Origin of the sequence: Leptolyngbya sp. BC1307 (genome assembly GCF_002286735.1) — a bacterium.
Lineage (GTDB): Bacteria > Cyanobacteriota > Cyanobacteriia > Phormidesmidales > Phormidesmidaceae > Phormidesmis.
In genome coordinates, this window is record NZ_NRTA01000015.1 from 48,298 (window position 1) to 72,577 (window position 24,280).

General features: G+C 54.3%; 22 protein-coding genes. 14 read left to right on the forward strand and 8 right to left on the reverse strand.

Annotated elements, in window-relative coordinates; translation table 11 throughout:
* Positions 1–43 precede the first annotated feature (43 nt).
* Entirely contained in the window at positions 44–703 is a 660-nt protein-coding gene (locus CKL79_RS10700) for a cyclase family protein (protein ID WP_121969574.1), read from the forward strand.
* A 74-nt stretch (positions 704–777) separates the two neighbouring features.
* On the opposite strand, the gene CKL79_RS10705 is transcribed toward CKL79_RS10700, so the two are convergent.
* On the reverse strand, positions 778–2,238 hold the full coding sequence (locus CKL79_RS10705; RefSeq protein ID WP_121969575.1) for a YdiU family protein: 1,461 nt from the start codon (positions 2,236–2,238) through the stop codon (positions 778–780).
* A gap of 37 nt (positions 2,239–2,275) precedes the next feature.
* On the reverse strand, positions 2,276–4,612 hold the full coding sequence (locus CKL79_RS10710) for a bifunctional (p)ppGpp synthetase/guanosine-3',5'-bis(diphosphate) 3'-pyrophosphohydrolase (protein ID WP_121969576.1): 2,337 nt from the start codon (positions 4,610–4,612) through the stop codon (positions 2,276–2,278).
* Positions 4,613–4,958: 346 nt separating this feature from the next.
* Here CKL79_RS10710 and patD point away from each other — a divergent pair, with 346 nt between their 5' ends.
* The 9 genes from patD (at position 4,959) to hetR (ending at position 15,110) form a co-directional block, all read left to right on the forward strand.
* Positions 4,959–5,420: a heterocyst frequency control protein PatD gene (gene patD, locus CKL79_RS10715; protein ID WP_121969577.1), complete on the forward strand. Its 462-nt coding sequence runs from the start codon at positions 4,959–4,961 to the stop codon at positions 5,418–5,420.
* A gap of 84 nt (positions 5,421–5,504) precedes the next feature.
* On the forward strand, positions 5,505–6,104 hold the full coding sequence (locus tag CKL79_RS10720; protein WP_121969578.1) for a zf-TFIIB domain-containing protein: 600 nt from the start codon (positions 5,505–5,507) through the stop codon (positions 6,102–6,104).
* Between the two features lie 47 nt (positions 6,105–6,151).
* Positions 6,152–7,831: an ABC transporter ATP-binding protein gene (locus tag CKL79_RS10725; protein WP_121969579.1), complete on the forward strand. Its 1,680-nt coding sequence runs from the start codon at positions 6,152–6,154 to the stop codon at positions 7,829–7,831.
* A gap of 147 nt (positions 7,832–7,978) precedes the next feature.
* A complete protein-coding gene (ftsH, locus tag CKL79_RS10730) occupies positions 7,979–9,877 on the forward strand; it encodes an ATP-dependent zinc metalloprotease FtsH (RefSeq protein ID WP_121969580.1) in 1,899 nt (632 codons plus the stop codon).
* 275 nt (positions 9,878–10,152) lie between these two features.
* Positions 10,153–10,860 (forward strand): YdcF family protein, encoded by a 708-nt coding sequence (locus tag CKL79_RS10735; protein ID WP_121969618.1) that lies wholly within the window; start codon positions 10,153–10,155, stop codon positions 10,858–10,860.
* Positions 10,861–10,891: 31 nt separating this feature from the next.
* Positions 10,892–11,626: a Mo-dependent nitrogenase C-terminal domain-containing protein gene (locus tag CKL79_RS10740; RefSeq protein WP_121969581.1), complete on the forward strand. Its 735-nt coding sequence runs from the start codon at positions 10,892–10,894 to the stop codon at positions 11,624–11,626.
* A 70-nt stretch (positions 11,627–11,696) separates the two neighbouring features.
* Complete coding sequence (locus CKL79_RS10745; RefSeq protein ID WP_205879054.1) at positions 11,697–13,562, forward strand: FAD-dependent oxidoreductase; 1,866 nt, start codon at positions 11,697–11,699, stop codon at positions 13,560–13,562.
* Between the two features lie 86 nt (positions 13,563–13,648).
* On the forward strand, positions 13,649–13,915 hold the full coding sequence (locus tag CKL79_RS10750; RefSeq protein ID WP_121969583.1) for a hypothetical protein: 267 nt from the start codon (positions 13,649–13,651) through the stop codon (positions 13,913–13,915).
* A gap of 271 nt (positions 13,916–14,186) precedes the next feature.
* Positions 14,187–15,110, forward strand: coding sequence for a heterocyst differentiation control protein (gene hetR / locus CKL79_RS10755; protein WP_121969584.1), 924 nt, complete (start codon positions 14,187–14,189; stop codon positions 15,108–15,110).
* A gap of 196 nt (positions 15,111–15,306) precedes the next feature.
* Here the strand turns inward: hetR and CKL79_RS10760 are convergent, their stop codons facing one another.
* Together CKL79_RS10760 and csaB are read right to left on the reverse strand one after the other, a co-directional pair.
* Positions 15,307–16,941, reverse strand: coding sequence for a hypothetical protein (locus CKL79_RS10760; protein ID WP_121969585.1), 1,635 nt, complete (start codon positions 16,939–16,941; stop codon positions 15,307–15,309).
* Positions 16,942–17,234: 293 nt separating this feature from the next.
* Entirely contained in the window at positions 17,235–18,308 is a 1,074-nt protein-coding gene (gene csaB, locus CKL79_RS10765; protein ID WP_121969586.1) for a polysaccharide pyruvyl transferase CsaB, read from the reverse strand.
* A 115-nt stretch (positions 18,309–18,423) separates the two neighbouring features.
* Here csaB and CKL79_RS10770 point away from each other — a divergent pair, with 115 nt between their 5' ends.
* A complete protein-coding gene (locus CKL79_RS10770) occupies positions 18,424–18,753 on the forward strand; it encodes a DUF2499 domain-containing protein (protein ID WP_121969587.1) in 330 nt (109 codons plus the stop codon).
* Positions 18,750–19,052, forward strand: coding sequence for a DUF3593 domain-containing protein (locus CKL79_RS10775; RefSeq protein WP_121969588.1), 303 nt, complete (start codon positions 18,750–18,752; stop codon positions 19,050–19,052). Before CKL79_RS10770 ends, CKL79_RS10775 begins: the two co-directional genes overlap by 4 nt.
* A 5-nt stretch (positions 19,053–19,057) precedes the next feature.
* Here CKL79_RS10775 and CKL79_RS10780 read toward each other — a convergent pair whose 3' ends face one another.
* Positions 19,058–19,447: a VOC family protein gene (locus tag CKL79_RS10780; protein WP_121969589.1), complete on the reverse strand. Its 390-nt coding sequence runs from the start codon at positions 19,445–19,447 to the stop codon at positions 19,058–19,060.
* A 173-nt stretch (positions 19,448–19,620) separates the two neighbouring features.
* On the opposite strand from CKL79_RS10780, the gene CKL79_RS10785 reads away from it, so the two are divergent.
* Positions 19,621–20,712: a class I fructose-bisphosphate aldolase gene (locus CKL79_RS10785; protein WP_121969590.1), complete on the forward strand. Its 1,092-nt coding sequence runs from the start codon at positions 19,621–19,623 to the stop codon at positions 20,710–20,712.
* A gap of 69 nt (positions 20,713–20,781) precedes the next feature.
* Here the strand turns inward: CKL79_RS10785 and CKL79_RS10790 are convergent, their stop codons facing one another.
* On the reverse strand, positions 20,782–21,882 hold the full coding sequence (locus CKL79_RS10790) for a calcium/sodium antiporter (protein WP_121969591.1): 1,101 nt from the start codon (positions 21,880–21,882) through the stop codon (positions 20,782–20,784).
* A gap of 114 nt (positions 21,883–21,996) precedes the next feature.
* Between CKL79_RS10790 and CKL79_RS10795 the strand changes: the two genes are divergently transcribed.
* Positions 21,997–22,701 carry an Npun_F5749 family FMN-dependent PPOX-type flavoprotein gene (locus tag CKL79_RS10795; protein WP_121969592.1) on the forward strand — a complete coding sequence of 235 codons (705 nt, stop codon included), beginning with the start codon at positions 21,997–21,999 and terminating at the stop codon, positions 22,699–22,701.
* A 103-nt stretch (positions 22,702–22,804) separates the two neighbouring features.
* On the opposite strand, the gene cysE is transcribed toward CKL79_RS10795, so the two are convergent.
* Positions 22,805–23,608, reverse strand: a complete 804-nt coding sequence (gene cysE / locus CKL79_RS10800) for a serine O-acetyltransferase (RefSeq protein WP_121969593.1) — start codon at positions 23,606–23,608, stop codon at positions 22,805–22,807.
* Positions 23,609–23,749: 141 nt separating this feature from the next.
* The gene (locus CKL79_RS10805; RefSeq protein ID WP_121969594.1) at positions 23,750–24,274 is read right to left on the reverse strand and encodes a hypothetical protein; all 525 of its coding nucleotides are present in this window, start codon (positions 24,272–24,274) and stop codon (positions 23,750–23,752) included.
* Between the last annotated feature and the right edge of the window lie 6 nt (positions 24,275–24,280).

Consider the following 24,280-nt stretch of genomic DNA (forward strand, 5'->3'; position numbering starts at 1 on the left):
ACGTTGAGCGCAATTTGCCCAAAACTTCACGCCTAAAGAATTTATGAAAAAGCTGATTGATCTGAGCCACACCATAGAAGATGGCATGATCACCTACAAGGGTGTTCCTGCGCCGCTGATCTGCGATTTTCTCACCCGAGAAGCCTCGAAAGCTTACTACGCTGAAGGTACGACCTTTCACATCGGCAAGATCGAGATGGCGGCAAATACCGGCACCTATATAGATTCGCCGTTTCATCGCTATGCGGATGGGAAGGATTTGTCTGAGCTAGGCTTAGAGGCGCTAGCAGATCTCGACGGTATTTTATTCCATGCCGAACCGGGCCAAACCAACATCGGCCCTCAGCTATTTGCCAACGCCGATGTTAAAGGTAAAGCTGTCTTAGTTCATACCGGTTGGGACAAGCATTGGCGAACCGATCAGTACTTTGAAGACCATCCGCACCTGAGCGAATCTGCCGCTGCTTGGCTAAAGGAAGCGGGCGCTACGTTAGTCGGCATTGATTCTTACAACATAGACGGGACGAAAACAGGCGATCGCCCTGCCCACTCTATCTTGCTAGGGGCTGACATCCCCATCGTTGAGCACATGTGTCGCTTGCAGGACGTGCCCGACAGCGGCTTCAAGTTCAACGCTGTGCCTGTGAAGGTAAAAAAGTTCGGTACGTTTCCCGTTCGAGCGTATGCCGTTGTCTCTACGTAGGCTGAAAACGACCTTCGATTCCTAATCAAGGATGGCTGAACCGTATTTTTGTAGGTACCTCGCAGGGGCATTGCCTACTGCGCCATCATAGGATTCTGAATCTTTTTCAGCAGGTCATAGCAAGGTTGCCAATTGTCTGTGGTGGTGATGGGTTCCCAGACGGCTTCAATTTGCGATCGCAAAAGCACCGTCATCGGGTTGGTAGCGCGCAGGCAGGTTTGGACATCGGCCATTTTTTCGGAGGGGAGCTGGCTGAGGCAGGTTTGGTAGAGCGATCGCCACCCCTTTAAAAGCTCAGCCGCCACCGGATCTGACTTTTCGACGGCAGAGGTGAGAATGCTATCAGGTTCGGTTTGCCACTGCGGGGTAAATTGCTGGGTGAGGGCGGTAAAAAAGTCGTGGTAGCCGACGTGGGTTTCTTCTAGCAGATGGATGGTCTGTAGAAGGAGATCGCGCTGCAGATCGGCAGGCAAGGTGGCGGCAAGTTCAGAAGGGATGCCGAGTTTTTTGAGAGTGCGATCGCAAAACACCTCGGCATACTTCGGCTGATACTGGGCTAGCCCTGCCTCCATGCCAGCGCTATCGACGATGCCTTTGAGCGCGATCGCCAGCTTTTCTAAATTCCAGTAGCAGGCGGCTGGCTGATTGCCATAGCTATAGAGACCCGAATAGTCAAAGTAGGCCGCTGTAAACTTTGGATCGTATTCGTCCATAAAGGCAAACGGGCCATAGTCAAAGCTTTCGCCGGTAATCGACATATTGTCGGTATTGAGTACCGCGTGGCAAAAGCCAACGCTCATCCACTGGGCAACCAGCGTTGCTAACCGCTCAGCAAGCTCGGCAAACCAGAGGGCATAGCGCTCTTGATCAGACTTTACCGACAGCAGATGAGGGTAATACACCTCAATCACATGGTTTAGCAGCTTGCGAATCAGATCGGGCTGCTTCAGGTATTGCAGCCGCTCAAAGGTGCCAAAGCGGATGTGAGAATGGCTAAAGCGCACCATCACTGCCGAGCGCGTGGGGGAGGGCTCATCGCCTCGATGGAGAGATTCTCCCGTTTCAATCAGGCTGAGCGTGCGTGAGGTGTTGACGCCTAATGCGTGTAAAGCCTCAGAAGCGAGCACTTCGCGCACACCGCCTTTTAAAGTCAGTCGCCCGTCGCCGCCGCGAGAATAGGGCGTGGGGCCAGAGCCCTTAGTGCCAAAGTCATAAAGTTTGCCATCATGACGACCTCGCACCTGGCCGTATAAAAAGCCACGTCCGTCGCCTAGAAAAGGATTGTAGCTGCGGAACTGGTAGCCGTGGTAGCGGAGAGCGAGGAAGGTATCGTGATCTTTGAACTGGCCAAAGGCTTCGATGAAGTCGCGATCGCTCACCTGCTCGGGCAATAAACCCAACTGCTGCAAAACATCGCCATTGCGAAACCGCAGAATGTGCTGAGGAAACGTCGCTGGCGTGACCGCATCAAAATAGTCATCCCCTAACGCTAATAAGGGCGACTCATAGGGCAAAGTTAAAAAAGGATTGGGCATTTTCTAGAAATATCTGGACAGGGACGGAAAGCAGCGTTTATCCAAATCGACTGTCCGCAGCAGTTATCCGCTTAAGATTTAAGACATCAGACATCTTACGAATTTGGGCAAAGGTCTTATTCAGGTGGTCATGGTCAAGAATATCAATACCCAAATCAATTTCAGCAATCTGATTGGGGTGAGTCTTGACGCCAGCATTATTCACGTTAATTTTGAGATCTGAGAGGCGAGTCAAAATATCTTTTAGCACCCCTACCCGGTCAATCACTTCTACTCTCAGCTGAACCGGATAGGTCTCTGCCTGACCCTTGGCCGTGTCAGGCTCATTCCACCGCAGCGGAATTAGCCGTTCTCCCGGAATGTTTTCTACATTGGTACATTCTTGCAAGTGCACAGCAATCCCTCTACCGCCCGTAGAAACAACGCCCAAAATTGATTCGCCTGGCAGCGGATGACAGCAGCCAGCAATGTAGTGCAATAGCCCCTCTAACCCAGCAATTGGCGCGTGATCGTACTTTTGCTTGCGGTTAGAGATCGCCTTGCTAGCAGGCAGCTCATCTTCTAGCGTGGCAGCTTCTGGCTGAATCGGCTGGGTTTCTTTGACCGCCTCTTGCAGCCGGTTAACCACGGCATTGAGCGTGACCTCGCCGTAGCCTAGCCCGGCTAGTAGGTCATTGACCGAAGCATAATTGCAGCGCTCAGCAGTCGCCTGAGCTGGGGCAGACTTGAGCAGCGCGTCAAGCCCGCCTTTACCCATGACTTTTTCAAGCATTTCGTGACCGCGCACCCTGTTTTCGTCGTGGTGAAAGTTTTTATACCACTGGCGAATGCGGTTGCGAGCGCCCGTACTGACGACAAAATTGAGCCAGTCAAGGCTGGGATGGCTGTTTTTCTGAGTGATGATTTCAACGATGTCGCCGTTGTGCAGCTCGGTATTTAGCGGTACGATTCGACCGCTAACCTTAGCGCCCGCGCAGCGGTTGCCCACCTCGGTATGGATACGATAGGCAAAGTCTACGGGCGTTGCGCTCCGGCTAAGCGGAATCACATCGCCTCGGGGAGTAAAAGCATAAACCTCTTCGTCAAAGAGATTGTTTTTGACGCCAGAGAGGTATTCTTGAGCGTCTTTGAGTTCGTTTTGCCAGTCTAAGAGCTGCCGTAGCCAGGTAAATTTTTCGTCGTTGCCGCTGATGGCGGTGTGGCTGTTGCCCACCTCCTTATATTTCCAGTGAGCGGCGATGCCATATTCAGCGATGTGATGCATCTCAACGGTACGAATCTGCACTTCGATGGGACGACCGTGGGGGCCCATGATCACGGTATGCAAAGACTGATAGCGGTTGGGTTTGGGCAAGCCGATGTAGTCTTTAAAGCGGCCAGGAATCGGGCGAAACAGATCGTGAACGACAGCTAAGGCGCGATAGCACTCATCTTTGGTATTGACAATCAACCGAATGGCGGCGATGTCATAAATGTCGCTAAATTCTTTTTGCTGCCGCTGCATTTTGCGATAAATGCTGTAGAGGTGCTTCGGGCGGCTGCTGACATCTTCACAGCGGATGCCTAATTCGCTGATGCCCGCCTGTAATGTGGAGCCTACTTGCTCTAGCCGGACCTCGCGGTCAGTACGCTTTTCGACGATTAGCTGCTTAAGTTGGCTGTAGGCTTCGGGTTCGAGGTGTTTGAAACAGAGATCTTCTAGCTCCCACTTAAACCGACCGATACCCAGACGGTTAGCCAAAGGTGCAAAAATCTCCAGAGTTTCGCGGGCAATGCGGATCTGTTTGTTGGCTGGTAAATGCTCTAATGTGCGCATGTTGTGCAGCCGGTCGGCGAGCTTAACGACAATCACGCGGATATCTTTAGCCATGGCCAAAAACATGCGACGAAAGTTTTCGGCCTGCTGCTCGGTTTTGCTATCAAAGTTAAATTTGGAAAGCTTGGTAACGCCTTCTACCAGATGGCGCACCTCCTGGCCAAAGACCGCTTCGATCTCATCGGCGGTAACTGCCGTATCTTCGACCACATCGTGCAAAAACCCAGCGGCGATCATGGCGCCATCTCCCCCCAGACTGCGCAGTAGGCCCGCAACTGCGACCGGATGGGCAATGTAGGGGTCGCCCGAAGCCCGCTTTTGGCCCTTATGGAGCTGATAGGCAAATTCAAAAGCCCGACAGACTAGCTGGTTGCCATCGATAGGTAGCTCTGCGGTAAGTGCGTCGTCGTCTGCTGTATCCGCTGGCGCTTCTGCTGTGTCCGCTGGCGCTTCTGCTGCCTCAGGTACATCAGCTCTTGTCTGCTGCTCTATCAGGCAGGAGGACAGCCAGTCGGGTAGCGAACAATCTTGAGGAAGGGCAAGGGCTGTTGCGGTCATGGCTGGCAATCTCTTATCAGGCGAAGGTGTACTCAGAAGGATAAAGAAAAACTATATAGGGATCAGATCAATCAAGGTTAGATAACATTAAATGAAGCAAAAATTAAAATACGCTCAGATAAAAATAAGACTGAAAATACAAAGCTGCTCTCCCGGTGTGGTCAGGAGAAGGATAAAGGTGACTATAGAGATCTGAACACCGAGTTTCGGTGGTAAGTGGCTGAGCCGTTAAAGCAACTGCTTAGACTCATCTGCAACCCATCGTTTTGCAGGTGCCCAAAGGCTTTAGTAGTACGCTTGAAGAAGCGGTGATATCCCTTGGGAGATATAAAAGTGCTATTGAGCAATGATAAACAAAACTGACCCTTTTCGAGAAGATGTTGAGGAGATTGGTCAGAAAATTGAGCTTTTGGGAGACTTCGAGTCGATGCCGTCAGCACCTTCAGTCAGCCATGTATGTGACCAGGTGAAAGCGCTGGTACGTTTGCTGAGTGAGCTATCGGTTAGCTTAGCCGCTGATCCACTGGATGCCCATGCCATTCAGCAGCAGCAGTTTCAGTTGCAAAGACAGTTTCAGGACATACTAGCGACCGTTGCCAGCGCTGACATCGACCCGGCGGTAGAGCAGCAGCTACGCCCCCATCAGACTGAGGCGCACAGGCGGTTGCGCCTGCTGGGGATCGAGGCGATGCGACTGCGCACAGCCAAACAGCCAGCTACTTTAGAACGGCAGCGATCGCAGCTCCAAATCCATCTGAGCGAGCTACAAAAATTCGTGCAGGCTATGGCTGATCAAGTTTGTACCTGACGCTCTGCACTTAAATCGGTGGCCAATAACGGCTGAGACGAGTTTATAGTAGGCTGCAAAAGATGCATTTGATTTTTTGAGTGCATGCTGTCAGCAATCCTGATTCGGGAGGCTTTTGTGCGCTGCCCCAAAGAAACGACATCTGAACTGGTCGCCGAGCAGTTGACTGCAGATCTACCCGTGAAGCGCTGTCCTAGCTGCAAAGGGAACTGGGTCGCCGCTCACGATTATCAGCACTGGCAGTCGCTCCATGCCGGTTTAGAAGTGATCCCCGATAAAGTTTTGCCGCTTACCTTAGAGAGCGATTTTGAACCGGCTCTTTTAGATAGTAAGGCTGGCCTCTGCCCGGAATGTGGCACTTACATGAAGCGATCGCGTCTGACGCTTAAACAGGCCGCTTTCTACATTGAGCGCTGCCCGCTGTGTGAGGGTTTCTGGTGCGACCAGGGCGAATGGCAGGTGCTCGAAGCGCTGGGCTTACATGTGCAAATTCCGATTGTGTTCAAGCCTGACTGGCAAGCGCAGGTGAGAGCGCTCGAACAAACAGAACGTCAGCGCCTGGTGATGATTGACAAACTTGGCCCCGAGCTAGCAGGTCGGGTATTTGAGCTAGCTGATGTACTCAAAGGCCATCCTCAAGGTGACATCGGCGTGGCCTATTTGATGCGAAAATTTGAGAAGTAAAGGCACCGCAGCGCCGCTATCCTGCTGACTCCGAGCGACTATTTAATATGGCCGATTTCCCCCTTCCCCCAGATAGCACGTCAGTTGCCTCATCTTCTCCGTCGCTCTTTGCGGTAGAAAATTTTCGGGTGTCTTATCCGGGTCACTCGGCCTGGGCGGTGGACGGCGTGTCTCTATCTCTGCAGCCGGGTGAAAGGCTGGGATTGGTAGGAGAGTCGGGCTGCGGCAAAAGCACCTTAGGAAGAGCGGCGATGCGACTGCTGCCCCCAACGACTCGGATTGAAGGGCAGGCTACCTTTGCGGGGCGCTCAATCTTGGAGTTTTCGCCTGCAGAGCTGCGGCACTTTCGCGGCGAGGCAGTTTCGCTGGTGTTTCAAGACCCGATGACCCGGCTAGATCCGCTGATGACGATTGGGGATCACTGTGTAGAGACGCTGCTAGCGCATCAGCCTGAGCTAAGTAAAAAGGCGGCTAAAGAAAGAGCGATCGCCACTTTGGCCTCCGTCCAGATCCCGGCCAGCCGCTGGCATCAATATCCGCACGAATTCAGCGGTGGTATGCGACAGCGAGTAGCGATCGCCTTAGCGCTAGTGCTTGACCCGAAGCTAATTGTCGCTGATGAACCGACAACGAGCCTGGATGTGACCGTCTCAGCGCAGATTTTAGAGCAGCTGACCGAGCTTTGCGCAGCGCGGAATATGGGCCTGATTTTGATCTCTCACGATCTGGCTTTGGTGGGGGAGTATTGCGATCGCATTGCCGTCATGTATCAGGGTCGCCTCGTTGAAGTTGGGCCGACTCAATCGGTGTTTTACAATCCGCAAGCTGACTACACGCGATCGCTGCTCCAGTCGGCTCATCAGCTCCAGTCAGCGGGCGCACAAAATTCGGCTACTTCGTTTAGCAATGAAGCCCCGCCCATTCTAAGCCTGCGAAATTTGACTAAGCACTACACCCTTGAGCAGGGCCTGCTCGGTCGCCTGCTGCGACAAGACCCGCCCGAGCCGATTAAGGCAGTAGATGGCATTTCGCTAGATCTTTACCCCGGTGAAATATTGGGCTTAGTGGGAGAGTCGGGCTGTGGTAAGAGCACGCTCTCACGGACGCTGCTGCGAATTGTCGAGCCGACCGCCGGGGAGATTACCTTTCAAGGCATTGACTTTACCCGTCTGTCACGAAAGGATCTGCAGGCCAGGCGGCGCGATGTTCAAATGATCTTTCAAGATCCTAACGCTTGCCTCAATCCGATGATGACGCTGGGCCGGGGCATTGCCGATCCGCTGCTGATCCACAAGCTGGCTACCCCTGCTGAGGCGGAAAAACAGGTTGTTGCCATGCTGGAACGGGTGGGGTTAACGCCTGTAGACGACTACTATCACCGATATCCGGGGGATATTTCGGGCGGACAGCAGCAGCGGGTGGCGATCGCCCGTGCCCTGATCACTCATCCGAAGCTAGTGATCTGCGATGAGCCGGTCAGTATGCTCGATGCCAGCGTGCAGGCCCAGGTTTTAGAGCTGATGCTTGATCTCAAAGATGAGCTGGACTTGACCTATCTATTCATTACGCATGACTTGTGGGTAGCGAAATATCTGTGCGATCGCATCGCGGTAATGAGCGACGGCAAGATTGTCGAGACTGGCCCCACTGAGCAAATTTTTAGAGCCCCGGCCCACCCTTACACCAAAACTCTCTTGCAGGCTGCGCCGTTGCTGGCTAAGGCTTAAACATTGACAACATTGACCGAGCGATCCCAGGCAAGCGCTCTTGTTACGGAAATCACCCCATCGGACAGATCATTCCTGCCGACTGCCCTTGTTACGATACGGGTAACGAAAACGTAACAATACCTATCAGTCAGATAGGGTAACGCTATGCCAATTAAGGACAAAAAGCCGCAGCAGCGCCGCATCGCCAACTGGGTGTTTCTGGCAATTAGTGCGGTTCTGGTTCTCAGCACTTTTCTGCCGCCTGCCTTCGGTCAAGAGACTGACAAAGTGCCTTACAGCACCTTTATTAGCCAGGTCAAAGACCAGCAGGTCACCAGCGCCACTGTTGGCGAAAAAAACATCCGCTATCAGCTAGAAGCTGGTGGCGCTGTCTATGAGACCGCGCCCGTCTTCGATCTAAATTTGCCAACGCTGCTGCAGGACAACGACGTAGAATTTTCAGCGACGCCAGCTTCTGGCAACGCCTGGTTTGGGAGTCTGCTGAGCTGGGTGATCCCACCGCTGATCTTTGTGGGTGTGTGGCGCTTGTTCCTCGCTAGAGGCCAGGGCGGTGGCCAGGGCGGCGTCTTTTCGATTGGGAAAAGCCGCGCCAAGGTGTATGTAGAAGACGAAGACACCAAGACGACCTTTACCGATGTTGCTGGCGTTGACGAAGCTAAGACCGAACTGGTCGAAATCGTTGACTTCTTGCAAAATTCCACGCGATTTACTGATCTGGGGGCGCGCATTCCTAAAGGGGTGCTGCTGGTTGGCCCACCGGGAACAGGTAAAACGCTGCTAGCTAAGGCCGTAGCCGGAGAGGCGGGCGTTCCCTTCTTTAGTATTTCAGGCTCCGAATTTATTGAGATGTTCGTCGGCGTGGGATCGTCTCGCGTGCGTGACCTGTTTGATCAGGCCAAAAAGCAAGCGCCCTGCATCATCTTTATTGACGAGCTAGATGCCATCGGTAAATCGCGTTCCTCAGGCGGCTTCTATGGTGGCAATGACGAGCGCGAGCAAACCCTTAACCAGCTGCTGGCTGAGATGGATGGCTTTAATGCCAGCGAATCGACCATCATTGTACTGGCCGCGACTAACCGCCCCGAAACGCTTGATCCCGCCCTGCTGCGCCCGGGTCGCTTTGACCGACAGGTGCTGGTAGACCGGCCCGATCTCAAAGGCCGGGAGGCGATTTTGAATATTCACGCGACTGAGGTGAAACTCTCAGACGGGGTGGACTTGAAGGCGATCGCCACGCGCACCCCTGGCTTTGCCGGCGCAGATCTAGCCAACCTGGTCAACGAAGCCGCGCTCTTAGCCGCTCGCAATCACCGCGAATCGGTCGAGCAACAAGACTTTGCCGAGGCGATTGAGCGGGTCGTGGCTGGTTTAGAAAAGCGCAGCCGCGTGCTCAATGATAAAGAAAAGGAAATCGTTGCCTATCACGAGGTTGGTCATGCGCTGGTGGGTTCGGCCATGCCCGGCACTGACCAGGTCGAGAAAATCTCCATCGTGCCTCGGGGGATGGCAGCGCTGGGCTACACTCTGCAGCTGCCGACAGAAGATCGCTTCTTGCGGGATCAAGCTGAGCTGAATGGGCAAATTGCTACCATGCTCGGCGGTCGCTCGGCTGAAGAAGTCGTGTTTGGATCGATTACCACAGGCGCTGCCAATGACTTGCAGCGCGCTACAGATGTTGCTGAGCAAATGGTCACCAGCTACGGCATGAGCGAAGTGCTCGGGCCGCTGGCTTACGACCGCAGCAAGCAAAACAACTTCCTGGACAACGGCTCGGCTCCGAACGCTCGTCGCATCGTCAGTGATGAGACGGCCAAGGCGATTGATGAAGAAGTGAAAAGCATCGTAGAATCGGCCCATCAGCGAGCGCTCACCATTTTGCGAGACAACCGCGATCTGCTAGAGGAGATTTCTCAGCTGCTGCTCGAAGAAGAGGTGATTGAAGGTCAGCGGCTGCGAGACATGCTCTCTAAAGTCGAGTTCAGTGAGCCCGATCAGTCTTCAGGGTCAGCAGACCACCTTAACCGGCAAGTCATAGAGGTTTAGGCAGCCTGTCAGCTCAGGTAGACAGTGAACATTAGTTTGAGCATCTAAAAGCAAACGAGCAGTGGGTACCCTTGAGCGGTTTCCGCTGCTTTTTTGCTGACGCCTTCTTCACTTAGCCTGTCCTCATTAATTTGATTAATCTAATCATTAATTTTCTGCCTCAGCGTAAAAACTGTTTTATCATTTGGGGTAACAGTCGTCGGGCTAACTTGGGAAAAATCTCCAGTCAGCTCATCCACTTTGCGCCGTCCTCCTGGCGTATTCATGCTTTATCTATGCCAAGCAAAAGAGCGATCGCTAAAGCGTTAACGGGTCGGGCTGTCCTTTGCCAGACCTCCTCTGACCGCCGCAGTTGCCTTAAAAGCCGCTCTCGGCGCAATGCTAAGTCTTCAAATGTTAAGTCTTCAAATGTTAAGTCTTCAAGCCTGAAGCTGTGGGCTGGGCTGCTCGTTTTAGCTTCCCCCTTTGCGGGCTTGGCCTATCTGCACTACCAGCAGCAGTTTCTACACCCCTCAGTAGCTTTAGTCCTGGGCGGTGCCCCTGAACGTGAGCAGTTTGCCGCTCAGTTTGCTAAGAGCCACCCTGATGTGGAGATTTGGGTGTCGTCGGGCAGCAATCCGGAATATGCGCAGTGGGTGTTTGACCAAGCGCGTATCCCAACTGAACAATGGCAGCTAGACTACCAGGCCGTTGACACGGTGACCAACTTTACTACGCTGGTAGATAAGCTCCAGGCCAGACAAATTGAGGAAGTTTATCTGATTACGTCTGACTATCACATGCGCCGCGCGAGCGTGGTGGCCCAAATCGTTTTAGGCAGTCGAGGGATTGGCTTTCAGCCCGTAGCCGTCACTACGGGGCATGGCCCTGAGCGGCCAGAAACCATACTTAAAGAAGTGCGAGATGGCGTGCGATCGCTGCTGTGGGTATTGACCGGCAAAACTGGCTCGGAGTGGAGACAGGCCCTCAGACATAAGCCTTGATACCACTAACTGAGAATTGCGACATTGAACCATGACATCAGCTATTCAAGATTCTCCCTACACGCAGTCACAAATTCAGGTATGGCTGCGCGGACTGCTAACCGTTGCCTGGGCCGACGGTCAGTTTGATGACGCCGAGAAATCAATCATCCACACGATGGTGGAATCTGAATTTGCCCCTGGCATTGACTTTGCTACCCTAGCGCCGATTGAACCGGCAGCCCTGGCTACCGAGCTGCGGCTAGACAGTGCAGCCGCTCAAAACTTCTTGCGCATGGCGGTAATGGTGGCTCTAGCCGACGGGGTTTACTCAGGCGCTGAGAGCGACCAGATTATGGCATTTGCCGCAGCTTTGAAGTTAGACCCGGCTGCTCTAGAGGCGCTGCAATCAACGCTCTATCAGCTAAAATCGTCTGCTTCTGAACTGACTGAGGCCAATGAGCAGTCTGCCTCTAACTCAGAAAGCGTGGCGACCAGTTCGCTGCATCCGCCCAAATCTGCGGCGGGCATCGATCCGCTCAAGCCCGCCCGCGCCTGGCTTGATCAGCTCAGTGTCGAAGATCCGCGTCTGGCTCGGTTTGTCTGTAAGCTGGTGCCTTCTCAGTGCCCATTTGAGCGGGATGTGACGCTGTTTAATCGCAAAGTCGTTCACATTCCCCCTATGTGCAAGATCAATCCGCTGTACGAACAGCTTGTAGGGCTGAGGTTTCGGGCCTTATCTTATCTGGCAGATGACTGTGGTGAAGATGTCACTGCCTACATGTAAGGTCTGAGAAGCAGGTGCCTGCGACGATAAAACCTTATGCTGCTCTAGCAGAGTTAAGAGAGCGCAACAGGTGAGTAGTGACGTGATCGCAGCCGATGTCTTAGTCGTAGGGGGCGGTACCGGCGGCACAGCCGCAGCGATTCAAGCGGCGCGGCGCGGCGTCAGTGTCGTGCTAGTGTCTGAGTTGCCCTGGTTGGGCGGCATGCTGACGGCGGCAGGTGTCTCTGCGCCCGATGGCAATGAACTAGCGGCGTTTCAAACCGGTATTTGGGGCGAGTTTTTAAAGGCGCTGCGTCGCCGACAGCCGGAGGGATTAGACCACGGCTGGGTCAGCTTCTTTACCTATCAGCCAGCGGTGGGGGCGCAGATTTTTGCTGACTGGGTGAATGCACTGCCTAACCTGCGGTGGATTGTCGGGCAGCGACCGCGTCAGGTATTGCGCCAGGGCGATCGCATCACGGGCGTCCGATTTGATCAGATAACCGTACAGGCTCAAATCACGCTGGATGGTACTGAGCTGGGTGACTTACTAGCACTTGGCGAAGTGTCCTACCGCTGGAGCTGGGAGCCGCGACAGTCCGCTGAGTTAGATTGTTGGGAACCGAGTGCGCCCGGCTCCTTAAGCGATCCCGCTGATCCCCTCTATGCGATTACCCAGCGCTATCCGGTGCAGTCACCTACCTGGGTCGTGGTCATGCAGGACTACGGAGAAGGCCAGCGTGCGCCCCTCATCGAAGCCCCGCCGCAGGTATCGCCAGACAGCGATTTTGAGGACGCTTGGGCTAGCTATGGCACCGCTGATACCCCAGCGGGTGAGCATTTTCTTAACTATGGTCGCTTGCCCGGTGACTGCTTCATGATCAACTGGCCCCATCGGGGCAATGATTACGGCGCTGGTTTACACCGCCTGATCGAGTCAGAATCAGCCCGGTTGCAGTACGGTCAGGAAGCGCAGTGGCACAGTCAGTCTTTTGCCCGATATATTCAGTCTCAGCTCGGCAGACGCTATGGTCTAGCATCAAGCGTATTTCCCCCAACCGACCACTCGCCGGGCGGCGCTTTTGCGCTCATGCCTTACTATCGCGAGAGCCGTCGGCTAAAGGGGCTGATGACGGTCTGTGAGGGCGATATTTTGCCTGTAGAGGGCGGACAAACGGCGGCGCTGCCGGTGAATCAGGCGGGTGAGATGAGTGCGATCGCCATTGGCAACTACCCGAACGATCATCACTATCCGGGCTTTGAGATGCCTTTAGCCCCTAAGTCTATTCACTGGGGCGGCAGGTGGACTGGGACGCCATTTGCCATTCCCTATGAGGCGCTAGTTCCTGAAACCGTCGATGGGCTGCTGGCGTGCGAGAAAAACATTTCGGTCTCTCATATTGCCAACGGTGCGACTCGTTTGCAGCCGGTGGTGTTGGGCATTGGTCAGGCGGCGGGCATGGCGGCGGCGCTCTGCGTAGAGCAAGGATGTCAGCCGAGGGATCTGATGAAAAAGGGCGGGGTGCGATCGCTCCAGACAGCCCTGATCACTGACCCGATCGCGCCAGCCGCCGTGATCCCTTTATTTAACCTGGTGCCCGAGCATCCTCAGTGGCGAGCCTGCCAGCAGCACTACATAGCGCGGCCAGAAGACTATCCGATCAGGGGCTACCATTCGCCAGACAGTCCTGATCGAAGATACAACCTAAGTTCACCTGCGGCTTCTCTCCAGTCTCTCCAGTCTCTTCAGGGTGAGTTCAGGCATACTCATGATGGTCGGTACGAGCTGCATCAAAATACATCAAAAACCCTGCCAGATCGCATCGTTTTGTTAACAGTTAGATCAGAAATTACCGAAGCTTTTTCAAATACATTAGAAGGCCAAAAAGTACGGCTTTTAGGTATATGGAATTCATCTGGGAAATGGCTGCTCTGCGAACAGATCCAGCCCCTGTAAGTATGTCAATTCTTCACATAGAATGTCCTGACTTTATAGAGAATTAGCGTAACAGTGAGTAACGACTTGGAAATCATCTAGCAACCATGCTGACTTCTTATCATTACTTACTCGGCGGCATTATGACCGTTTCGTGCGCCACTGGCTCTGTTGCTCATAGCGTAGCTGTCTCCCAAATGTCACCTATCTCTTTTGAGCAGAGACAGCGTGAGCTGATTCAAGTTTCTGATCGGGGCAGCGGTCGTCTAGGTGGCAACCCAGCCAATACCCAAGAACCAGGCGAGGAAGCTCTGACTACTGTGCCCTGGAGCATAGGCTCTTTCGCCTCTATTCTCAGTAGAGCGTCCATTTGACTGTCGCCAAAAGTGTGCTCAAGCAGACGGTAAGAGGGATTGACAGGCTGCTGCTAAAAAGTTAGTTAGCTGTCAGTTGGGAATGGCTTTTATTAACTAGCATCCGTATCCGGTGTAGAATATGGGCTAAGTAAAGGATTCTTAAGAAGCTGTTGTTATAGGCACAGCTGTTGCGATACAGGTTTTCTCCGCTAGCAATATGCCAGGCTGCTTCGCTAGTCCGTCTTTTGTGCATTCTATACATTAAGCATTTACGCTTGATCGAGTTTTGATGACCAGCAACACCGATTTAGTAAAGAAACTAGAACCCAGCGCGATTGACGAAATCATGATGTATTTGGCCTTTAGCGCCATGTGCACGGGCGGGCATCGTCACGGCGCTTTTTTAGATGCAGCGGCAACAGCAGCCAAGTGCGCTATCTATACAACCTATATAGAGCAGGGTAGAAACCTGCGCATGACCGGACATCTGCATCACATCGAGCCGAAGCGGGTGAAGGCAATTGTCGAGGAGATGCAGGCCGCGCTGACTGAAGGCAAACTGCTAAAAATGCTGGGGTCGCAGGAGCCGGGCTATCTGATTCAGCTACCGCACGCTTGGCTGCAGCGGCATCCGTGGCAGCTTGGAGAATTTCGGCTGCCGGGCACTAGCCTAAGCTCCGATGAAAAGCGGCAGGTAGAAGCCAAACTAGAAGCAGCTGGCCTGCCTGACCCGCTACCGGATGCTCAACTGCTGACCGGGTTTCAGTTTATGGAGCTGGTAGACTCTCTCCACACCCGCTCCCAATCGACGCTGCCAGAAGACCGCCGAATGCAGCTTAGCGACGCGCTCGCTGAGCATATCCGGCGGCGATTGATCTACGCAGGTACCGTTGCTCGAATTGACTCGCCAATGGGTGGAATGCCTTTCTACGCGCTCACTCGGGCTTCTTACTCGCCGGTGGGCGAAGAAGAACGCACCTACACCATGATGGACGACACCGCCCGCTACTTTCGCCTGATGCGAGAGTGGACCAACTGCCATCAGGGCACTCGCCGAATTCTGGAGGAACTCAATATTCCTAGTGAAAAGCGAGAAGCCGCCTTCGACGAACTCGACCAGCTGATTAGCCAGTGGGCCAACAAGTATCATGCTGACGGTGGCAAGCCGACGGTAATACAGATGGCGATGGGCGATAGCGACTCTCCCCACTAAGCATCCTCACCAGCCTTTTAAGTAACCGCTCGTAAGGCCAGCATCAGTTAGGGTGGTCCTCAGCAATGGATCACCTCAGCCATTTCGTGTGGAAATGTTTATAGCGTTGGCCACTTCGCTTAATACATACATAGGCGATCGCAAGAACCGCTGTAGATGGCAAGCAAAGTGGCAGATAAGCCTAAAATTTGGTTTCCTAACGCTTAAAGCTCCCTGCCTTGGCCCTCTCAAAGGTCGGTAGCTGAACAGCCGCCATAGAACTTACTTTTTTGGGCGATCGCTCAGGCTTAACCAGCGGCGAGACCGTAGAGCCAGCCTGGTTATTCATCAGGGGTGAATAGTCTGCAGGCTGATTGACAGTGGTCTTAACGGCAGCTCCAACTGCTGCTTCCTCAGTGGTTTCAGGCAGAGTGGTTTCAGGCAGAGTGGTTTCAGGCAGAGTGGTTTCAGGCAGCGGCTTACCCCAGGGTGAAGGCTCGGTAAAGCCGATTTCCTCAGCTGATGATTGACCCGTGGCGGCGGCGAACGACTCTTCTACTCGGGTAGCGATCGCCTCTGCTGGCTGCTGTTCAATAGCGGTAGACGGTTCCTTAGGCTTGATCTCAGGTTCGGTGTCAGGCTTGGTTTCAGTGGCTCTAGCCAGTTGAGCGGCGGCCTGCCAGTTGAGCTTGGTCGATTTGGGTGTTGGGGAAGTAGCGGCTTCATCCCGATTCTCCGTCGGCACCGCTGACGGACTAACCGTATCAGTCGCAGGCGCTGGGGTCTCATCTATCCTGCTCATAACCCGTTCTAAGTCTTGCCAGAGCTTATCTTCAGCTTCTGGATCAATTGCTGCCGCAGAGCTAGACGGTTTATTCAGCAAGACAGGTTCGCTAGCGGGAGTGCTGGCATTGCGAATGAGCGTTTCTAGATGCGGATCGATGCCGGTAAAGGAAGATGAACCAGCCGCTACCCAGGGCATGATCCGCTGGGCTCTGGGCATGGTGACTGAGGGCGCATTTGGATATGAGACTGGCTGGGCCTCAGCAACGCTGGCGGTATAGACTGGCCGGGCTTTGACAGTTAAAGATTTTTCTAGGGCAGCTTTGAATTGAAGGGTGTAGCGCTGCTGGCGCTGGAGGCGCGATCGCAAGTCCCGGCTAACGGTTTCTGCCTTGATGCGCGCTTGAGCGGCTTCGGCGTGCTGCTGAGAAATCATCGCCGATTCTTTCTCTAGCTGCGTGACCCGCTCTTGATGGTCGTTGAGCTCTGCCTGCAGCGTTTCATTGATCAGCTGCTGACGCTGAAGTGCTTGCTCGGTGGTGTCTAGTTCGCTGACGAGCTTGGCGATTTGCTGCTGAGCCGTCTGAGAAATCTGCTGAACTGAAGCTTGCTCCGCTGACATCTGTTCGATCATCTTTGCCTGCGCTGCCTTTGCCCTTTCTACTTCCATCTGGAGCGCCGACTGAGCATTTTCGAGCGCACCTTCTGTCTGCGAAATTCGAGCGAGTAAAGCGTCGTTACACTCATTGAGGTCGTGAATGAGGCTGAGCAGTTCGTTCTCGCGCTTGGCGGTAAAGCTGCCTTGGTCAGGGGCTGGCTCTGATTGGGCTGAGTCTACGGGGCTCGCTTCCGGGCCAGTCGCCGCTACCTTTACCGTGCCCGGCAAATCCACCGCTTCCCAGTCACTGGCTTCGCTTCCTAACTCAGGCGAAACAGGCTCAGGGGGAACGGGCGCTACTTGATCCTCCGGCAAGCGGCCTTCTATCGGGCTGCAGGTATCATCTACGTTGCCTGTAGAGTCTTGCGGGTGAGCATCGAACGAGGGTTTGGACGACTTCTTTTTACTCATATTTAATATAGGTGACAGGCAAAATAACAGCAGGCAGCGTTCAGCAAAAGAATGTCTCGAAAGCTTATCTCAGTGACTAGGCGAGACGGAACCCAAGCAATGGGCTTATTCTATCGGATCTCAGAAAGTCTTAAGAGAAATGACTTCCTAAAGTAGTATCACAGAAAGTCAATATAGCAATAGCTTTGCCTAAAAAATATTGCTAATTTTTGTGAAAACAGCAATATAAGCCTTTCTACGCTAGCTGTGCAGCATCTCCGCATAGCTGTAAAAAACTGTAATGCAGACTGTATTTAGTCGAGCAGTGCTTCTGCCAGCAAGTCTTTGTGCATAAAGGCCCGATCTACCTGCGACTGTATCTGGTCGGGGGTGAGGGCGCTACCGTTGATGTAGCAGTCTAGCCAGGCTTTGCAGAGAGTTTGCGGCTGATCGGGGAGAGGTGGCAGTACGCGCGGATTCGCAGCGAGATCCCAGCCGGGTAGCGATAGCGATTGGGCTAGGGCCTCTACTTTGGGGTCGTAGCTGATGGCAAAGCTGCGGCAGCCTTCAGCCGCTGACATAACTAAGGCGTGAAACCGCATGCCAATGGTCATTTCAACGCCGCGAAAGAGTCCTTTGAGCTGCTGAGGTTGGGTGAGGCAGTAAATAGGGTGAGGGCCGCTGTTTTGCTCAGTCAGGCGCTCGGCAATGAACTGGGCGATCGCCCGATCTTTAACCGGCTGAAAGGGCACCAGCACCAGACAGACGCCGGTAGCCTTTTGAAAATTAACTAGCGCCTGAGTGATGACTTCTAACCGCTGCTCGGTCAAATCGGGATGGGGCCGGAGGGCAACGGCCACGCGGGGAGCCGGTAAATCCCACAGCCCTTCTACCGGCGTAGAGTCCAGTCCCCAAACGGGGTCGGGCGCGAGTAGACAGGGCTGCTGCCACTGGCTGAGCAATGCTTCGGACTTGCGATCGCGCACGCTCACCCCCTGACAGTTCGCCAGGGCCGTGCGAGTGAGCCACCGGCTGAAGGGCTGATCTAAGGGGCCAACGCCCTGAGCCCAGGCCACTGTCTTGAGCCCCATTCTCTGAGCGAGCATCATCAGCCCGCCGTAGTACAGCGGATTGAGAGTGCTGCTGGCATCTTGCATGAGGCTGCCGCCGCCCCAGATAAAGGCATCTGAGCGCCGTAGGGCCGACAGTACTGCACTCGCCGATTTGCGGGGAATCGCTTCGACGCTGTAGCGATCGCTCGTCTGCTGAGGGTTGCCAGAGAGAACAACCGGCGTCACCTGAGCGGGCAACATTTGCAGCAGCGAGGCCAATAGCGCTTCATCGCCGCCGTTGCCCATGCCGTAGTAGCCACATAACACCGCTTGCATAGTTTTTTGCCGTTTTTGTTTTGCCGTTTTGTTTTGCCGTTTTCGTCAGCGTCTTGCCATAGATCTCTAGAATACAGAAGACAGAATACAGAAGATATGCGGACGGGTAGTCTCTATGCACGCTCTCTCAATTCCGACCTGGATGGTTCATGTCTCTAGCGTGCTGGAGTGGGTCTTGGCTATCTGGTTTGTTTGGCAATATGCCGAGGCCAGTGGCTATTTAGCTTGGCGTACCCTATCTTTTGGCATGTTGCCAGCGTTGGTGAGCGCGATGTGCGCCTGCACCTGGCATTTTTTTGATAATCCGGCGGCTCTGAACTGGCTGGTTACGCTACAGGCGGCGATGACGGTGGTGGGCAACTGTACGGTCTGTGCGGCGGCCTGGTGGATTTGGCGGCAGTCTAAAGTGCCGTCTGAGGGAGCAGAAGGGGAGATGAAAGGATGAGTAAGGAAACGCTGTTTGCGGTGTCGCTTTTTCCCTACTTGGGCTTTTTATGGTTTCTCACCCGGTCGAAGCAAACGCCTCGGCTGGCACTGATCGGGTTTTATGTGCTGCTGATTTTTGTGGCGGTGACGATTCCTGCTGGGATTTACGCCAAGCAGGTTTACGGTGAGCAACTGGCGAATGTCGATTGGCTCCACGGCAGCGCTGAATCTTTTTTGACGCTCTCTAATATTTTGGTGGTGCTGGGCTTTCGTCAGGCGGTGATGCGGCTGAGGGCTCAGCAGGGTGCTGAAAATTAGCGGGCTTAAGGCTTGCTATCAGACTGATGCACAATGAGCCGGTTGCCATCAGGGTCGTAGGCGTAAATTTCCTGGCCGTGAGAAGTGGTCATGATAGCGCTAGACGGTGGATAGCCGATTTTTTTGAGCCGGGCGATCGCCCCAACCAAATCGCCAACTTCTAAACACAAACTCATCGCTCCGCTAGTCGCCGCCGCAAACTCTGCAACATGATCTGCCTTAGGCGTAAAAATGGCCAATCGCAGCCCAGAGAGCTGAAATTCGGCGTAAGTGGCCGTGTGAAGAGCGGGGGAAGTCGCCAAAAAGTCGCTGTAAAAACTGACCAGCGGCGCTAGCTGGAGACTCGCTAGGGTAACGAATATTTGACTGTGGATTTGATGGGGAGGGGACGCCATTCGCTTAGTGGTAGGCAGGGCATTGTCCCTATTCTCCGATGTTTGGAGAATTACTGCTGGGCGGGAACTTGTCCATAAATGTCATGTCCATAGATGTCATGAAAACTGCCCTTAGGGGGGCGATCTGCTTCAGAGCTTGCGCTAATCTTTAGACATTTTGCGAGGTATTTACTGTGGTTGCAACTCCAACCAAATCTGGATCAAACAAATCTATTGCCGATTGGCTCGGTGACGAAGCCGACAGCCTGCTGAGCTACAAAGCCAAAGTGGATAAGAGCCAGCTGCACTTACCGGGGCCTGACTGGGTGAATCGGATTTTTGCGCAGAGCGATCGCTCCCCTCAGGTGCTGCGCAGCTTGCAGCAGCTCTACAGCACAGGACGCTTAGCCAATACCGGCTATCTCTCTATTCTGCCAGTCGATCAGGGTATAGAGCACTCCGCCGCCGCCTCTTTTGCCCCCAACCCGATTTACTTCGACCCGGAAAATATTATCAATCTGGCGATTTCTGGCGGCTGCAACGCAGTCGCGACGACGCTCGGCGTCTTGGGTATGACCTCCCGCAAATACGCCCACAAACTTCCCTTCATCGTCAAGCTCAACCACAATGAGCTGCTGAGCTACCCCAAAGAATATGATGAAACGATGTTTGCCTCGGTAGACCAGGCCTGGAACTTGGGTGCTGTGGCCGTTGGGGCGACCATTTACTTTGGCTCATCCGAATCTACCCGGCAGATTCAAGAAGTCAGCCAGGCGTTTGCTCGCGCCCACGAGCTGGGTCTGGCTACCATTTTGTGGTGCTACCTGCGTAACGATGTCTTCAAGCAGGACAAAGACTACCATCTAGCCGCTGACCTGACGGGGCAAGCCAATCATATCGGCGTGACCATTGAGGCCGACATCATCAAACAAAAGCTGCCCGAAAATAACGGCGGCTATAAAGCTGTGTCCGACGCTGTGGGCAAGTCCTACGGGAGAACCGATGATTTGGTCTACTCCGAGCTGACTAGCGATCACCCGATTGATCTGACTCGCTATCAGGTGCTGAACTGCTATGCAGGCCGGGCCGGGCTGATCAATTCAGGCGGCTCGTCGGGTGCAAATGACTTTGTGCAGGCGATTCGCACGGCAGTGATTAACAAGCGAGCTGGTGGCTGCGGTCTGATTTCAGGGCGGAAGACCTTTCAACGAGACTTCAAAGAAGGGGTGAAGCTGTTTCACCTGATTCAAGATGTGTATCTTTCTGATCAGGTGACGGTTGCTTAGCCTTTTACCCGCTAATTCTGTCGGGCGGCTGGGCTGAATACTGATACATAGCCCAGCCGCCTGACTTGGCTATTCAAGTTTCTCAGCTGATCGCCTACGCCGCACGGTCGCCCAGGTTCGCCAGCCCAGCAGCGCCAGCATCAGCAGCGTCAGCGGCACCACAATAATGCCAATCCACCCGGCCCAAACCGATTCGGGGCGCGTGGCATTGGCCACCAAGTAGCCGACATACAGCAGATAGTAGGCCAGGAGCAGCAGACCCTCTCGCCGCGAGACTTGGTTGTCCGTAAAAAAGATGGGCAGGCACATCACCGCAACTGCCAGCATAATTGGCAGATCGAATGAACGCACCGACTGAGACATGGTCATGCCCGTGGTCGAAACGGCGCTAGTCAGCCCGAGCACCACCAAAATATTAAAAATGTTGCTGCCGATGACGTTGCCGACCGCAATGTCGCGCTCACCGCGCAGGGTAGCTGTGATTGAGGTGGCCAGCTCTGGCAGAGATGTCCCTAGCGCAATCACGGTCAGCCCAATAATCAGCGGACTAGCGCCTAAGAAGGTGGCGATACTGACAGCGCTGTTGACCAACATCTGCGAGCCCGCCACCAGCATGACCACGCCTGCAACGAACAGCGCTACGTTCAAGCCGGTTTCTTTGAGGGAGAGCGATCGCTCTCCAAACTGAGCGTACTCATCCTGTACAGCCAGATCTTTTTCCTGACGGCTTTGGTACAGCAAAAACACGGTGTAGGCCAGCCCGCCTAAAAGTAAAACTACCCCATCAGAACGATTCAGGCGACCGTCCATACCAAAAAACATCAGTAGGGCTGACACCCCAATCATAATCGGCACATCCAGCCGCACCAGCTGCTGTGCCACGACCAGCGGGGCAATCATCGCCGATACGCCCAATATCAGCAAAACGTTGCAGATATTGCTGCCCACTACGTTGCCCAGCGCAATATCTGCCTGCCCGTTCAAACTCGCCTGCAAACTCACCGCTAGCTCAGGCGCGCTGGTGCCAAAAGCCACAACGGTCAGCCCAATCACCAGCGGCGATATGCCAATCGTCGCGGCCAGCTTAGAAGCGCCCTTAACTAAGATCTCCGCGCCGCCCACCAGCAAGACGAGCCCTACAACCAAAAAAACAATCGTCAAAATACTCATAGGGGCTTTGTCATGTCTCGTCTAATAGCGACTTTGGTAAACTTCGGAAAAACTGACGCCTTACAATAACGATAACTGCTCCTGGGGTGCAAGACCCCGCACCAATCTTCGTCTATGTCTTCTGCGTCTAGCACTGATTCTTCACAGCTCAATCTTCAACCTAACAACGACAGCGCTAATGCCGTAGCGAAAAAGCTTGATGCAGACGAAACTGCCGGTCAGGTTATAGCCCCTTGGCGATCGCCCCTCGCTAGAGCCATTCACCGCAATCGCGCCCAGCCCTTTTCTCGCTATTTCCAGCTAGCGACCGTCCGCCCGGACGGTACGCCCGCTAACCGTACGGTGGTGTTTCGCGGGTTTTGGGCCGACAGCAATCAGCTGATGATGATTGGCGATCGCCGCAGCGAAAAAATTGAGCAAATTGCAGAGAACCCGGCGGCTGAAGCCTGCTGGTACTTTGCCAAAACCCGCGAGCAGTTCCGGCTGTGCGGCCAGCTTACGGTGGTCACGGCTGACACCGCCCACACTGGCCTGGTCGATGCCCATCAGCGCCTCTGGCAGCAAATTTCAGACAGCGCCAGAGCACAGTTTTGCTGGCCTTACCCCAAAGCTCCCCGCGCTGACGATCAGGACTTTAGCCCGCCGTCGCCCGATGAACAAATGCCGCCTCCGCAGTTTTGCCTGCTGCTGCTAGCGGTTGACAGCGTCGATCACCTAGAGCTGCGAGGCGAGCCGCAAAACCGCCATCTTTATACCAAGACAGCATCATCTGCCCAAGGAAACAGTCAGCAGTGGCAAGTGACCGCCGTCAATCCCTAATTCATAAAGTAAAAGGGGTAAAAACAAGCAGGCTGGGAAAAGGCTAAAAAGTGAAACAGTCGTTTGTTGACCGGTTTATATCAGAGGTAACTAGACTGCGATCCTAAATACCTGCACCTCCCAAGAATTCCTGAATGGCTCTATCTTCTATACGACAGCACTGCTCAGGATCACAGTTTTCTGACTGGAGGGCTCGCAGGAGTAGCGCCGACTGATCTGATCGCCCCGTGCCCGCCGCGACCAACTGCCTGACATCTGCCACTTGCGCAGGAACGGCTGAGCGAAGCTGCGATAGCTCGTTTTCTAACGCATCGATCCGATCTACCAGCGCCCGAATGGCCATCGCCTCTGAGTCTGGCAGTCTGCCGTGCTCCAAAGGCTCTACTCGCTCGCCCGAACGATAGACAATCCGTCCGGGTACGCCCACCACGGTGCAGTCAGACGGCACTTCTCGCAGCACGACAGAGCCTGCTCCAATGCGCACATCATTACCAATTTGAATATTGCCTAATATTTTGGCCCCAGCCCCGACAATCACCCCTGTGCCTAGCGTCGGGTGACGTTTGCCGGTTTCTTTGCCGGTACCGCCGAGGGTGACCCCCTGATAGATTAGCGCCAGATCCCCAATGATGGCTGTCTCGCCAATCACAACGCCCATGCCATGGTCAATAAATACGCCGCAGCCAATGGTCGCCCCCGGGTGAATTTCGATGCCGGTTAGCGCCCGGGCCAGGTGAGAGAGCAGCCGGGGCACAAAAGGAATGCCCAGATGCCATAGCCAGTGCGCGACCCGGTGCAGCACCAGTGCCTGAAATCCCGGGTAGAGCAGCGCTACTTCTAGCCAGTTACGGGCAGCAGGATCCCGCTCAAAAATGATCCGAAAGTCTTTGGCAAGGGCTTTGAACACGGTGCAGTTTCCTATGGAGATGCAGTTTTAGAGATGCGTTAGCCAAAACTATCTTAGCGCCTGAGTAATTCGCTTCCAACCCCCTTTCTGCCCCCCGTAGAGGCTCAGAAGGGTGAGGCAAACCGATCCTCTAGGCGGATTTTATCGGCGGCTATTACCTGAGGGCGTGGGCTCAGAGATGCGCAGGGTGTAGTTGAGGCGATCGCCCCGGCTAAAGCTGCCCACCCAAATGCGATAGGTACCCTTCGGCCAGTCGCTGTAGTCCACAGCGGCATCAAGCTGATTGTGGCCAGGGTTATCATTGCAGTCAATGCCCTGTGGCCCCTGTATCAGTAGGGTGGTGTCGCCGCCGCTCTCAACGGCTACTTGCAAGCGCCGAGCAGGGTTGCTTAACACTAGTGTGTGATTGGGTTCTGCCGATCCGTATCCCAAGCACAGTCGGCGACGGCGATCGCGCCCGGCTAGCGCAGTCAGGCTGTAGTCTCCGGCAGTAACGCCCCGCACCTGAGCAGTACCCTCGCTCAACGTAATCGGTTCAGCATTTTCTTGAGCGATCGCTGGTAGAACGAATATCCACGCTGCGATGGGTATAGTGCTGAGTCTGACCAGTCTACGCAGCGGCAGCGATCGCCGGTTTGTCCAGGGAATTTTTTGGGTAAGGGGCATGGGTTG

Excerpts from the sequence above, each read along its gene's own strand:
- CKL79_RS10700 (WP_121969574.1), top strand. The coding sequence starts at position 44 with ATGAAAAAGCTGATTGATCTGAGCCACACCATAGAAGATGGCATGATC.
- CKL79_RS10705 (WP_121969575.1), bottom strand. The coding sequence starts at position 2,238 with ATGCCCAATCCTTTTTTAACTTTGCCCTATGAGTCGCCCTTATTAGCG.
- CKL79_RS10710 (WP_121969576.1), bottom strand. The coding sequence starts at position 4,612 with ATGACCGCAACAGCCCTTGCCCTTCCTCAAGATTGTTCGCTACCCGAC.
- patD (WP_121969577.1), top strand. The coding sequence starts at position 4,959 with ATGATAAACAAAACTGACCCTTTTCGAGAAGATGTTGAGGAGATTGGT.
- CKL79_RS10720 (WP_121969578.1), top strand. The coding sequence starts at position 5,505 with ATGCTGTCAGCAATCCTGATTCGGGAGGCTTTTGTGCGCTGCCCCAAA.
- CKL79_RS10725 (WP_121969579.1), top strand. The coding sequence starts at position 6,152 with ATGGCCGATTTCCCCCTTCCCCCAGATAGCACGTCAGTTGCCTCATCT.
- ftsH (WP_121969580.1), top strand. The coding sequence starts at position 7,979 with ATGCCAATTAAGGACAAAAAGCCGCAGCAGCGCCGCATCGCCAACTGG.
- CKL79_RS10735 (WP_121969618.1), top strand. The coding sequence starts at position 10,153 with ATGCCAAGCAAAAGAGCGATCGCTAAAGCGTTAACGGGTCGGGCTGTC.
- CKL79_RS10740 (WP_121969581.1), top strand. The coding sequence starts at position 10,892 with ATGACATCAGCTATTCAAGATTCTCCCTACACGCAGTCACAAATTCAG.
- CKL79_RS10750 (WP_121969583.1), top strand. The coding sequence starts at position 13,649 with ATGCTGACTTCTTATCATTACTTACTCGGCGGCATTATGACCGTTTCG.
- hetR (WP_121969584.1), top strand. The coding sequence starts at position 14,187 with ATGACCAGCAACACCGATTTAGTAAAGAAACTAGAACCCAGCGCGATT.
- CKL79_RS10760 (WP_121969585.1), bottom strand. The coding sequence starts at position 16,941 with ATGAGTAAAAAGAAGTCGTCCAAACCCTCGTTCGATGCTCACCCGCAA.
- csaB (WP_121969586.1), bottom strand. The coding sequence starts at position 18,308 with ATGCAAGCGGTGTTATGTGGCTACTACGGCATGGGCAACGGCGGCGAT.
- CKL79_RS10770 (WP_121969587.1), top strand. The coding sequence starts at position 18,424 with ATGCACGCTCTCTCAATTCCGACCTGGATGGTTCATGTCTCTAGCGTG.
- CKL79_RS10775 (WP_121969588.1), top strand. The coding sequence starts at position 18,750 with ATGAGTAAGGAAACGCTGTTTGCGGTGTCGCTTTTTCCCTACTTGGGC.
- CKL79_RS10780 (WP_121969589.1), bottom strand. The coding sequence starts at position 19,447 with ATGGCGTCCCCTCCCCATCAAATCCACAGTCAAATATTCGTTACCCTA.
- CKL79_RS10790 (WP_121969591.1), bottom strand. The coding sequence starts at position 21,882 with ATGAGTATTTTGACGATTGTTTTTTTGGTTGTAGGGCTCGTCTTGCTG.
- CKL79_RS10795 (WP_121969592.1), top strand. The coding sequence starts at position 21,997 with ATGTCTTCTGCGTCTAGCACTGATTCTTCACAGCTCAATCTTCAACCT.
- CKL79_RS10805 (WP_121969594.1), bottom strand. The coding sequence starts at position 24,274 with ATGCCCCTTACCCAAAAAATTCCCTGGACAAACCGGCGATCGCTGCCG.